The 11,081-nt window shown below is 70.1% G+C and carries 11 protein-coding genes; 6 read left to right on the plus strand and 5 right to left on the minus strand.

Going from position 1 to position 11,081, the window contains the following annotated elements; all coding sequences use genetic code 11:
- Nucleotides 1-2 precede the first annotated feature (2 nt).
- On the minus strand, nucleotides 3-836 hold the full coding sequence (locus ACIRQ7_RS16730; RefSeq protein WP_404263077.1) for a class I SAM-dependent methyltransferase: 834 nt from the start codon (nucleotides 834-836) through the stop codon (nucleotides 3-5).
- A gap of 371 nt (nucleotides 837-1,207) precedes the next feature.
- Here ACIRQ7_RS16730 and rpsA point away from each other — a divergent pair, with 371 nt between their 5' ends.
- A complete protein-coding gene (gene rpsA / locus ACIRQ7_RS16735) occupies nucleotides 1,208-2,734 on the plus strand; it encodes a 30S ribosomal protein S1 (RefSeq protein WP_401479041.1) in 1,527 nt (508 codons plus the stop codon).
- A 107-nt stretch (nucleotides 2,735-2,841) separates the two neighbouring features.
- Here rpsA and ACIRQ7_RS16740 read toward each other — a convergent pair whose 3' ends face one another.
- The gene (locus tag ACIRQ7_RS16740) at nucleotides 2,842-3,858 is read right to left on the minus strand and encodes a right-handed parallel beta-helix repeat-containing protein (protein ID WP_404263079.1); all 1,017 of its coding nucleotides are present in this window, start codon (nucleotides 3,856-3,858) and stop codon (nucleotides 2,842-2,844) included.
- Between the two features lie 451 nt (nucleotides 3,859-4,309).
- On the opposite strand from ACIRQ7_RS16740, the gene ACIRQ7_RS16745 reads away from it, so the two are divergent.
- From ACIRQ7_RS16745 to ACIRQ7_RS16760, 4 genes are all read left to right on the plus strand, one after another.
- Nucleotides 4,310-5,263 (plus strand): PAC2 family protein, encoded by a 954-nt coding sequence (locus ACIRQ7_RS16745; protein ID WP_404263080.1) that lies wholly within the window; start codon nucleotides 4,310-4,312, stop codon nucleotides 5,261-5,263.
- Between the two features lie 112 nt (nucleotides 5,264-5,375).
- Nucleotides 5,376-5,966, plus strand: a complete 591-nt coding sequence (coaE, locus tag ACIRQ7_RS16750) for a dephospho-CoA kinase (RefSeq protein WP_404263082.1) — start codon at nucleotides 5,376-5,378, stop codon at nucleotides 5,964-5,966.
- A 22-nt stretch (nucleotides 5,967-5,988) separates the two neighbouring features.
- A complete protein-coding gene (locus tag ACIRQ7_RS16755; protein WP_401479032.1) occupies nucleotides 5,989-6,408 on the plus strand; it encodes a cupin domain-containing protein in 420 nt (139 codons plus the stop codon).
- Between the two features lie 149 nt (nucleotides 6,409-6,557).
- Complete coding sequence (locus ACIRQ7_RS16760; protein WP_404263084.1) at nucleotides 6,558-6,998, plus strand: tetratricopeptide repeat protein; 441 nt, start codon at nucleotides 6,558-6,560, stop codon at nucleotides 6,996-6,998.
- Between the two features lie 354 nt (nucleotides 6,999-7,352).
- On the opposite strand, the gene ACIRQ7_RS16765 is transcribed toward ACIRQ7_RS16760, so the two are convergent.
- Nucleotides 7,353-7,718 (minus strand): hypothetical protein, encoded by a 366-nt coding sequence (locus ACIRQ7_RS16765; RefSeq protein ID WP_404263085.1) that lies wholly within the window; start codon nucleotides 7,716-7,718, stop codon nucleotides 7,353-7,355.
- Nucleotides 7,719-7,806: 88 nt separating this feature from the next.
- On the opposite strand from ACIRQ7_RS16765, the gene ACIRQ7_RS16770 reads away from it, so the two are divergent.
- A complete protein-coding gene (locus ACIRQ7_RS16770) occupies nucleotides 7,807-8,466 on the plus strand; it encodes a hypothetical protein (RefSeq protein WP_404263087.1) in 660 nt (219 codons plus the stop codon).
- Between the two features lie 112 nt (nucleotides 8,467-8,578).
- On the opposite strand, the gene ACIRQ7_RS16775 is transcribed toward ACIRQ7_RS16770, so the two are convergent.
- Together ACIRQ7_RS16775 and ACIRQ7_RS16780 are read right to left on the minus strand one after the other, a co-directional pair.
- Nucleotides 8,579-8,893, minus strand: a complete 315-nt coding sequence (locus tag ACIRQ7_RS16775; RefSeq protein WP_404263089.1) for a DUF6343 family protein — start codon at nucleotides 8,891-8,893, stop codon at nucleotides 8,579-8,581.
- Entirely contained in the window at nucleotides 8,851-10,704 is a 1,854-nt protein-coding gene (locus ACIRQ7_RS16780) for a UvrD-helicase domain-containing protein (RefSeq protein WP_404263090.1), read from the minus strand. The genes ACIRQ7_RS16775 and ACIRQ7_RS16780 overlap by 43 nt, the downstream gene beginning before the upstream one ends.
- Nucleotides 10,705-11,081 lie beyond the last annotated feature (377 nt).

The raw sequence follows: 11,081 nt of genomic DNA on the forward strand, positions 1-11,081 counted from the left end.
TCCTACCGCCCGGCCTCGCAGACGAAGATCGCCGTACCCGGGATCAGATGCCCGCGCAGCGGGGACCAGCCACCCCACTCCTGGGTGTTCCATTCCGGCCATTCCGGTTCGACGAGATCCGTCAGCCGGAACCCGGCGGCCACCACGTCCCGCACCCGGTCGCCCAGCGTCCGGTGGTGTTCGACGTACACGGCCGCTCCCGTGTCGTCCTGCTCCACGTACGGCACGCGGTCGAAGTAGGAGGCGGCCACCGACAGGCCCTCGGGCCCCGGCTCGTCGGGGAAGGCCCAGCGGACGGGGTGCGTGACGGAGAAGACGAACCGGCCACCGGGGCGCAGCACCCGCCGCACCTCGCTCAGCACCCGCACCGGATCGGCGACGAACGGGATCGCGCCGTACGCGGAGCAGGCGAGGTCGAAGGAGCCGTCGCGAAACGGCAGTGCCCCGGCGTCCGCCTCGATCAGTTCGAGGCCGTCGGCCGAACCGTCGCCCGGCACGTCCCCGGCGATCCGCAGGGCGTGCTGCAGCTGCCGGTGCGAGAGGTCGAGCGCCACCGGGCGGGCGCCCTGGGCCGCCAGCCAGCGGGAGCACTGCGCGGCGCCGGCCCCGATCTCCAGGATCCGCCGCCCCTTCAGTTCCGATGCGGGCCCGAGGAGGGCGGCGTCCGCCTCGTCGAGCCCCTCGGGGCCCCAGACGAAGCGGTCGTCCCCGAGGAACGCGCCGTGCTCGCTCTGGTACTCGTCGGCATTGCGGTCCCACCAGCCACGATTGGCCCGGCTGCTCTCGGTGTCGGAGGTGACACGGCGGGTCGCCTCCGGCTCGTCCTCTTGGTTCATGGCGCCCGTCGTCGTAGTCTTCGTCTGCTTGTCGCTGCAGGGACTGTGAGGCCGTTCGACCTCGCGGAACATCGCGTGTGCCGGAAATGGGGCGTTCCGCCCCGGGTGTGCGCCTTCGCGCATTGACCGTGTCCGGCTGCCCCCGTATGCTACAAGTTGCGCTGCGGGCTTGCGCGCCTCAGACGGAGCAGGCCGCGCTCGTATCTGTATGTATGTCCCCTCGGTTTTCGAGGCGTTTCGGGTTGCTCCGGTTTTTCGCGGGGCTTCCGGAGAGTGCGCCTCTGACGCTGTCCGGCTTGTGCAGAGGCGATAACGGCTCTCGGCGTAGCAGTACCTACGACTTCAATGTCCGCACCGGAGCCTTTACCCACATGACGAGCAGCACCGAGACCACCGCCACCACCCCGCAGGTTGCGGTCAACGACATCGGTAACGAGGAAGCCTTCCTCGCCGCGATCGACGAGACGATCAAGTACTTCAACGACGGCGACATCGTCGACGGCGTCATCGTGAAGGTCGACCGGGACGAGGTCCTGCTCGACATCGGTTACAAGACCGAAGGCGTGATCCCCAGCCGCGAGCTGTCGATCAAGCACGACGTCGACCCCAACGAGGTCGTCGCCGTCGGTGACGAGATCGAGGCCCTGGTTCTCCAGAAGGAGGACAAGGAAGGCCGCCTCATCCTGTCCAAGAAGCGCGCTCAGTACGAGCGTGCCTGGGGCACGATCGAGAAGATCAAGGAAGAAGACGGGATCGTCACCGGTACCGTCATCGAGGTCGTCAAGGGTGGTCTCATCCTCGACATCGGCCTCCGTGGCTTCCTGCCGGCCTCCCTCGTCGAGATGCGCCGCGTGCGCGACCTCCAGCCCTACGTGGGCAAGGAGCTCGAGGCCAAGATCATCGAGCTGGACAAGAACCGCAACAACGTGGTCCTGTCCCGCCGTGCCTGGCTGGAGCAGACCCAGAGCGAGGTCCGTCAGACCTTCCTCACGACCCTGCAGAAGGGTCAGGTCCGCTCCGGCGTCGTCTCCTCGATCGTCAACTTCGGTGCGTTCGTGGACCTGGGTGGCGTCGACGGTCTCGTGCACGTCTCCGAGCTGTCCTGGAAGCACATCGACCACCCCTCCGAGGTCGTCGAGGTCGGCCAGGAGGTCACGGTCGAGGTCCTGGACGTCGACATGGACCGCGAGCGCGTGTCCCTGTCGCTCAAGGCGACGCAGGAAGACCCGTGGCAGCAGTTCGCCCGGACCCACCAGATCGGTCAGGTCGTCCCGGGTAAGGTCACCAAGCTCGTTCCCTTCGGTGCGTTCGTGCGCGTCGACGAGGGCATCGAGGGCCTGGTCCACATCTCCGAGCTGGCCGAGCGCCACGTCGAGATCCCGGAGCAGGTTGTCCAGGTCAACGACGAGATCTTCGTCAAGGTCATCGACATCGACCTCGAGCGCCGCCGCATCAGCCTCTCGCTGAAGCAGGCCAACGAGGCCTTCGGTGCCGACCCGTCGACGGTCGAGTTCGACCCGACCCTGTACGGCATGGCCGCGTCCTACGACGACCAGGGCAACTACATCTACCCCGAGGGCTTCGACCCCGAGACCAACGACTGGCTCGAGGGCTTCGAGAGCCAGCGCGAGGTGTGGGAGAACCAGTACGCCGAGGCGCAGACGCGCTTCGAGCAGCACCAGGCTCAGGTCATCAAGTCCCGCGAGGCCGACGAGCAGGCCGCGGCCGAGGGTGCTGCGGCACCGGCGGCCCCGGGCGCCGGCAGCAGCACCGGCGGTGGCGGCAACGCCTCCGGCGGCGGCTCGTACTCCTCGGAGTCGGCGGACAACTCCGGCGCCCTGGCGTCGGACGAGGCCCTGGCCGCGCTCCGCGAGAAGCTGGCCGGCGGCCAGAGCTGAAAAGCTCACCGCTAGGCACTAGCCGATAGGCGAAGGCCCGTTCCCCTCGGGGAGCGGGCCTTCGTCGTGTCCGGGGCGGTGGTGCACGGAGCCGTCCCGGTGGGTGCTCAGCCCACCGGGACGCCCGGGTTGGCGACGCCCCTGCCGCCGTTCACGGTGTTGTCCCCGGCGATCGTCACCGGGCAGTCGGACGCGTCGTAGTTGGTCACGTTGAACCCGTAGCGGCCCGAGCCGGTGGCGCCGGTCAGGTCCGACGTGTTGCCGCGGAAGACCGTGCCGCAGCCCCAGCCGGACTGCTGGGAGTGGGTCTCGTAGCCGTTGTTGGTGGTGCGGCGGCCGATGTTGTTCTCGACGACGGTGTCATTGCCCTTGATGTCGGCCCAGGAGTCGTCGAAGTGCGCCCCGGTGAGGCCACTGCCGTCGAAGGTGTTGCCGCTGATCCTCGCGCCGGTGGTGCCTTCCTTGATGTCGATGTTCTCGCCGCCGACGCCGGGACCGATGGTGTTGCCGAGGATCTGAACGTGGTCGCTCCTGTCGTCGGTGCCGCCCGCGCTGCCGACGTACACGCCCTCGCCCATGCCGCGTCCGTCCTTGCCGGTGTCGCGGATCGTGGAGTTCTTGAGGACGCCGTCCTTGCTGGACGTGCGGAAGTGCACGCCCTCCATGTCCAGGTCGTGGACGCTGACGGAATCGATGACGACGCCGGCGGCGGCGTCCATCACGATCCCCTTCTGGCCGCCGGTGACGCTGATCCCCTGGACGGTCCAGTAGGAGGCGCCGTCCAGGTGCAGGCCGTAGCCGCCGCCCGCCGTCAGGACGGCCTTCGATGAGCCGGTGAGCGTGATGCGGGACGAGGAACTGCCCGCCGCCGACGTCGTGAAGTTGCCGCTGTAGGTGCCATCGGCGAGCTGGATCGTGTCGCCGGGCCCGGCGCCGGCGAGAGCCTCCTTGAGCTGGGCCGCGGTCGATACCTCGATGACGCCGGCGGGGGAGTGGGAGAGGGAGGGGGAGGGGGAGGGGGCTGCGTCGGCGGGGATGCCGACGGCGGTGGTGGAGACGGTGAGGAGCGTGCCGGCTGCCAGCAGCGCGGCGGCCGGGACGGTGGCGAGGAGTCCGGTGCGCATCCAACTGCCTTTCCGTATATGAACGTTGGGCGGGAGTGTGAACAGCGAGAGTGACCGTGAAGCTAGAGGTGCGCTGGATGGGGCGTCAAGGTCCAGGCCAAGTCGGGTTGGGGGAGGTCCGTAGGGCTGGCGCGCGGGCAAGGGCATCAACTGGCCCGTATGTCACGGGTGTTCAGCGATGTGAATCGGCGGGGGAGCGCAGTGGTCGCCTGTGGACGGGGCCTGAGCAGTGGGGCACGGGCCGGGATTCGGTGTGGCGCGCCACACGGGGGCGCCGGGGGCGGGAGGAGCGTGGCGCGATCTCGTCCGTACGGTCGGCGGGTACGGCGAGGGTGGTGATCGGCGAAGTGGGAGAGGCGCGGGGCCGGAATGCGGGGGTGGAATGCGGGGGCGGGAATGCGGGCCCGCTGCGCGGCGTTCTTGCCCACGGATATGAGGAGGAGCGGTCACTGTGTTGGATGCCCAGGGGTTGTACGAATGGGAGCCGAGCGGGCTCGCGGCGGTGGAGGACATCGCCGCCAGGGACTCCGCCGGACTGGTGCTGCTGTACCACTTCGACGGCTACATCGACGCCGGTGAGACCGGCGACCAGATCGTGGAGCGGCTGCTGGAGGGCCTGACGCACCGCGTCGTCGCGCGCTTCGACCACGACCGGCTGATCGACTACCGCGCCCGTCGCCCGCTGCTCACCTTCGAGAGCCACCGATGGACGGCCTACGAGACGCCGAGCATCGAGCTGCGGCTGGTCGAGGACGCGACGGGTGCGCCCTTCCTGCTGCTGTCCGGCCCCGAGCCGGATGTGGAGTGGGAACGCTTCTCGGTCGCCGTGCGCCAGATAGTGGAACGGCTCGGTGTGCGGCTCTCGGTCAACTTCCACGGCATCCCGATGGGCGTCCCGCACACCCGCCCCGTGGGCATCACCCCGCACGGCAATCGCACGGACCTGATGCCCGGACACGCCAGCTTCTTCAACGAGGCGCAGGTGCCCGGCAGCGCGGAGGCGCTGATCGAGTACCGGCTGGCCGAATCGGGCCATGACGTACTCGGTGTGGCGGCACATGTGCCGCACTACATCGCCCGGTCCGCCTACCCGGATGCGGCACTGACCGCCCTGGAGGCGGTGACGGCGGCCACCGGTCTGGTTCTTCCCACCGCGGCGCACTCGCTGCGTACGGAAGCGCTGCGGACGCAGGAGGAGATCGAACGGCAGATCTCGGAGGGCGACGAGGAGCTGGTCGCCCTGGTCAGCGGCCTGGAGCACCAGTACGACGCGGTGGCAGGGGCCGAGAGCCGGGGGAATCTCGTCGCCGAGCCGGTGGAACTCCCCTCGGCCGACGAGATCGGCAGGGAATTCGAGCGCTTCCTGGCGGAGCGGGAGAGCGACGGCGGCGGAGGCGGGCACTGACCTTCGCGCCGTTCCGGGCGGCGGCCGAGGGGGCCGCTGCCTGCGGTGGGCGATGCGGTGAGGTGCGGCCGCTGCCTGACGGGGCCGTACCGCGACCGTATAGCGTGGGCCCATGGTGAAGGTGGGGCTGACCGGCGGAATCGGTGCGGGCAAGAGCGAGGTCTCGCGGTTGCTGGCGTCGTACGGCGCAGTGATCGTGGACGCGGACAAGATCGCACGAGAGGTCGTCGAGCCGGGCACGCCCGGACTGGCGGCGGTGGTCGAGGAGTTCGGGGACGGTGTACTCACCCCCGACGGCACCCTGGACCGCCCGAAGCTGGGCCAGATCGTCTTCGCCGACCCGGCGAAGCTCAAGGCGCTCAACGCCATCGTGCACCCGCTCGTGGGCACGCGCTCGGCCGAGCTCGAGGCGTCAGCCGGGCCGGACACGGTGGTGGTGCACGATGTGCCGCTGCTGACGGAGAACGGCCTGGCGCCGCTCTACGACCTGGTCGTCGTGGTGGACGCCGCCCCGCAGACCCAGCTGGACCGGTTGGTGCGGCTGCGCGGCATGGCGGAGGACGAGGCAAAAGCCCGGATGGCCGCCCAGGCGACCCGCGAACAGCGCCTGGCGGCAGCGGATCTCGTCATCGACAACGACGGGCCGCTGGCGGCGCTGGAACCGCAGGTCCGCGAGGTGTGGGAGCGCCTGCGAGCGGCGTGAGGCGGGACGATAGCCTCGCGCCATGAGCGCTACCGATCGTGATTCCCAGGCCCCCGATATCGAGCCCGGCACCGCCGCCGCCCCTTCCGGGCCCGCGTCGTTCGTCGTGCACATCCCCGGCATAGCCGACGCCGAACTGGAGCCGGAGCCGCTGGATGCCGACCAGATCGTCTCCGGGGACCCGGTGGTCACCGGCAAGGTCTTGTGGGAGTCCCCTGACGGCAGTCAGATCCGGGGAATCTGGCAGATCACTCCGGGCGTGGTGACGGACACCGAGGCCAACGAACTGTTCGTGGTCGTCAGCGGTCGCGCCACGATCAAGGTGGAGGGCGGTTCGGTTCTGGAGGTGGGACCGGGCGATGCCTGTGTCCTGCGCGAGGGCGACCGTACGGAGTGGACCGTCCACGAAACGCTGCGCAAGGCGTACCACATCAGCGCGTAGGGGCGTTGGGGCGTAGGGGTACGGGCGTGGGGCGCAGGGGTGCGGCGCATCAGGCCGGGAATGCTGTCCTCGGCCTGGTTGTTGTGCGCCACGTGACGCCGACGGCGGACGGCCGAGGTCTCCCGTACGGCGAAGGAGAGGAGACGGCCGTGCCCGAGCGCAGCCCCGAGACGCATGTCATCGATTTCCGCGCTGCGGAGCAGCTGCTGGCTGCCCGCGACCCGCGCGGCGCGATCCGGTTGCTGGACTCCGTCATCGGTGCGCACCCCGAGAACACCGCGGCCCGCCTGCTGCGCGCCCGCGCCTTCTTCCTCGCCGCCCAACTGCGCCCGGCGGAACTTGAGTTCCAGATCGTCCTCGAACGCGAACCGGACAACGCCTTTGCGCACTTCGCGCTGGCCCGCACCCTGGAGCGTGCCGGCCGCCCCGAGGAGGCGCTGCGCCACTTCCGGCTCGCGGCCGCCCTGGAGCCGCGCCCCGAATTCATCGAAGCGGCGCGATTCGCACGCGACACGGGCAACCGCAGCAATGGGAACGGCAGCGGGAACGAGAACGGCACCGGTAACGAGAACGGCACCGGTAACGAGTAGGGCTTGGCCGGTCGATCGGCCGGAGCAACGGGTGGGGCTTGGCCGGTCGATCGGCTGTCCGATCGGTCCTGGCCGGTCGTGTGGGTCGTTGGCCGGGGCGGGTCCGGGCGTGGTGCGGGGCGCTCTCGCGGAGGGCGAGTGGGAGCGGAGCGGCTACAGCCGCCTGTGTCGGTGCGTAGCGGGCGTAGCGGGTTGTGGTGGGCCGGTGGCGGTACCACGGGCAGGTCATCGCGGAAGTTCATTACCGGGTGCGGACCGGTGGTGCGGTCGCGTGACCTGCCCGGTTCTTCCCCGGGCCGTGGAGGACCGTGTAGAACCGCAACGGGTGTGGCGTGTCACCGGTCGACGCAGGGCTCAGTGCGTCACGTGTGTGGCGATGAGGTCGCCTGCCTCGGCAAGCACCGCGCCGGCGGCGATCGCCGCCATCTGCCAGCGAGTTCGCCCGCGCTTCGCCAGCATCCAGGCCGGTAGGCACATGAGCATGGCCAGTACGCAGGGAGCGATCCAGACCCCCAATCCGGCCGGGCCGATGCGCGCCACGATGACGACGAGACCGATGAGGAACGGCAACGGTGAGGCGATCAATGCCGCCTTGCGAACCGACCGGGCCTCCCGGGAGCGGTGTTCTGCGAACGTCGACCGTCCCTGCTCATGAAAGCCTGCCCTCAACTCGTCCAGCTGAGGCGTGTGTTGCCGGTGCGGATTCCCCCATGTGCTCATGGAGGCGGAGCCTAACGCGGCCCGGATCCACTGGAGTGTGCCGGGTCGAGCGGGGACGGGCGGGGGCCCGGATCTACACTTCATGCTCATGACGAACCCGTATCCGCATGGCCCCGCGCCTGGTGCGACGCTGATCAAGACCGGTCGGAACCAGATGAAAAGCGGCCTCGCTGCCGGGGTCGGATGTGGAGTGTTCGGACTGCTCGCCATCGTCGCCGGTCTGGTAGCGGCTCTCGGTCTCACCGGCAAGGAACCGAAGCCCGGGGCCTACGCGGGGGTTCTCCTCGGACTGGTGGCCGGGTTCTTCGCCGTTGGGATCATCAAAGGCTTCTGGGCGGCCCGTCACTCCTTCCTCTGCGTCGACCATGTCGGCCTGTGGATCAGCAACCCGAAGGGCAACAAGGTCATCCCCTGGGACACCCTCGCCGGAGTCGGCCTGTACTGGAGCAAGGGGGAGAAGCGGGGCGCCCCGAAGCAATACTCGATCGAGATGTGCCCGAACGGTCCGATCGACGTGGACCACCCGGCAGTGTGGAACCTCGTCCGCGACGAGGAACCCATCCACCCGTCCCTGCCGCGACTGCGCTACCGCCTCCCCGCGAAGGGGGCCGACCGCGAACCCTTGGTCACGGCGGTCCAGCACTACGCCGCGCACCTGTGGCTCGGTGAGTCGGAGCGCGCGCCGGGTCACATCGGCTACCCCGACATCAAGGGCCACCGGGCGCGCATCCGGGAGCGTACGCGCTGACCGGGCTGCCCACCGCGTGTGGCGCAGCGGCCTGCGACGGCCCGGCCGCAGCGGCCGGCCACGGCCCGGCATGCCGCGCTGCCGGAGGCCTCATGCGGTACGGGCCCTTCGTCTACGGTCGGGTCCCCCTTCTTCGGCCGGTCGTGCTGCTTCTGCCGAAGGCGCTGTTGCGGCCTCGATCGGGCTCATAGGGCGGTATCTCCTTGCCAGGCTGATAGTGCGCCCCTTGGTGGATGTGCCGGATCACGATGGCCAGATCCATGGCTGCCAGGACCGCCACGGCGGCACATGCCGCGGCCCACTCCGGCCGGCCCGCCATGACGAAGGCCACTGCTCCGGCCACGGCCCACAGCAGTCCCCACAGCGCCAGTCCGCGGCGGATCTTCAGCGGGCTGCGTGCTTGCAGGGGCTCATTTCCCGTACGCATCGGCACCCATCTCCTGTCTCCAGGGTCTCTCCGATCGCCGATTCAGTCACCTGTCTTTTCGGGGTGCTTTCGGTGCCCGGGTGCCCGGTGCCCGGTGCCCGGTGTCCGAGATCCGGTGCCCTGGGCCCAGCGCCGCCGCTGAGCGCTCCTCCGTGACCGTCCCGCTGCGCGAGGTGGAAGGTGTGGCGATCCGCGATCCCGGGGCCCGGGCCGTGCCCGAGGTGCGGAGGTGGATGGTGTGGCGCGGGGGAGTGGCGGTGGCCGGCCTGCGGGCTGTGGGCGTGGGCCGGGTCGTCTGCGCCCGTCTGCCCGGCGGCCTTGGCTTCCGGGGGCGGCGGGTCTCCCGCCGGATGCCCGTTGATCCACGCCAGCCCGCCGATGTCGAGCAGGGACCGGGCCCGCGTCACCGCCACATAGGCCAAGCACGCCTCGTCGGCGTCGATCTTCCCGGGGACCGGGGCGCCGTCGTCGCCTCGCTCCTCGAGATCGTCCGGGCCCGTGAAGTCGTCCGCGATGCGTACGCTCGCCCACTCCCGGCCCTTGGCCCGGTGAGCCGTGGACACCGTCACCTGGGCATCGCCCTCGGCCGAGAGGCGGTGCAGGGCGCTCAGTACCGCTGATGAGCCGTGCTCGTCGACGAGTTCGACGAGCGGGAGCAGGTCCCGCCCGGCCGGATCGAACTCCGCGTACTCCCGCAGTTCGGCCCAGGACTCGAAGAGCATCAGCTCGGGATGGGCGGTGCGGCGTCCCGCTTCGAGGTCATGGGCGGCCCCTGCCAGTGCGCGCAGGGCCTCGCCGCCTCCGGCGAGCGCGACCCGGCGGCCCGCCTCCAGCTGCCGTATGACCTCGACCATCGCCCCGACATTCGACCGGCACAGGATCGCCGCCGGTTCCTGCACCGGCCGTAATTCCGTCGTCAGCCATGGCGATCCGGTGAGCCGGATCGGTGCGCCCACGATCGTCAGCCAGCGGTTGGCCTCCGCCGCCAGTGCCGGCCCGAAGCGGAAGGAGCAGGAGAGGCTGAGCCGGTGTCCGTCGAATCCGGTCATGACGTCGCGTGCGCCGCGCCAGCCGTAGATGGCCTGGGCGGAGTCCCCGACCAGCACCAGCTGTGCGTGGTCCCGCTGGGCGGTGAAGACCTGCTCGATCACGGGGTTGGTGTCCTGCGCCTCGTCCAGGAGCAGGAAATCCGCCGGGATGACGGGCTCCCGGAGCGCCCACATCTTGAGGTAGTGGTCGTGCTCGAAGCGGACGACGCCACGGTCCGGCTGCTGGAGGTCCGCCCAGGCTTTTCGTGCGTACGGCAGGGCGAGGCCGGCGAGCTCCTCGCGCAGCGGCTCGGCTTCCGCTCCGCGCAGGGGCGGTACGTGGTGGGCGGCGAGTTCTCTGTCGGCCGACTGGCAGAACCGGGTGACCGTGCGCAGGACCGTGTGGGAGAGCGCCTTGTTGTCGACCCGGCGTGCGCCGATGCGTACGGACATGCCGTCGTCGATGCCCAGGGCGGCACCCGTTCGCCATCCTGCTTGCCGTGGGGTGTTCATCCGTGCCTGATAGCGCCTGGCGACGGTGCTGTACGCGAGGGCGTGGGCGGTCCCGCAGGTCACCTCCGCGGGGAAGGTGCGGGCGGCGTCGCGGGCGATGGCTCTGTTGAAGGCGAGGTAGCGGCCGGCCCTGCCCTGCCGCTGCGCCGCCCGCGCGAGCATCGCGAGAGTCGTCGTCTTGCCCGTGCCGGCGCCGGCCTGGATCACGAGATGCGATCCGGTCCGGAAGGCGTCGGCCGCGGCGATCTGCTCGGCTGTGGGCACATGCATGGGAACTCCTCATCGACACAGAATGACTACCGATAGTGATGACGTCACTCACTGTAATGGCTTGCCGCGCGGAGGGGGAGGGGGAGTTCTCGGCCTGTGGATAACCCTGATCCGGCGAGGGTGCGGGGGCCGGCCGGGGCGTGCTCGCCACCGCGCAGGCGCCTGCGCGGGACGGATTGTCAGTGGTGTCTGGTTCCATCGATCTCAGGCCGCCGGCAGCGACCGAACGATGTCGGGGAGGCCCGACGCGGGGGAGGGGCAGTGGGGGATGGAGGGCATCGTGAGGCAGGGGCGGGCGACGGAGCGTGACAGCCCGGAGCGCTTGGGTGCGACCGTAGACTCGCAGGTCGGGGGCGCGGACCCGCGACAGGCCGGGC

Source organism: Streptomyces sp. NPDC101393 (assembly GCF_044767385.1).
In the GTDB taxonomy this organism is placed as follows: Bacteria; Actinomycetota; Actinomycetes; order Streptomycetales; family Streptomycetaceae; genus Streptomyces.

Coding starts and splice junctions, on each gene's coding strand:
- ACIRQ7_RS16765 (WP_404263085.1), bottom strand. CDS start 7,718: ATGAGCACATGGGGGAATCCGCACCGGCAACACACGCCTCAGCTGGAC.
- ACIRQ7_RS16775 (WP_404263089.1), bottom strand. CDS start 8,893: ATGCGTACGGGAAATGAGCCCCTGCAAGCACGCAGCCCGCTGAAGATC.
- ACIRQ7_RS16770 (WP_404263087.1), top strand. CDS start 7,807: ATGACGAACCCGTATCCGCATGGCCCCGCGCCTGGTGCGACGCTGATC.
- ACIRQ7_RS16740 (WP_404263079.1), bottom strand. CDS start 3,858: ATGCGCACCGGACTCCTCGCCACCGTCCCGGCCGCCGCGCTGCTGGCA.
- ACIRQ7_RS16780 (WP_404263090.1), bottom strand. CDS start 10,704: ATGCATGTGCCCACAGCCGAGCAGATCGCCGCGGCCGACGCCTTCCGG.
- coaE (WP_404263082.1), top strand. CDS start 5,376: ATGGTGAAGGTGGGGCTGACCGGCGGAATCGGTGCGGGCAAGAGCGAG.
- rpsA (WP_401479041.1), top strand. CDS start 1,208: ATGACGAGCAGCACCGAGACCACCGCCACCACCCCGCAGGTTGCGGTC.
- ACIRQ7_RS16730 (WP_404263077.1), bottom strand. CDS start 836: ATGAACCAAGAGGACGAGCCGGAGGCGACCCGCCGTGTCACCTCCGAC.
- ACIRQ7_RS16755 (WP_401479032.1), top strand. CDS start 5,989: ATGAGCGCTACCGATCGTGATTCCCAGGCCCCCGATATCGAGCCCGGC.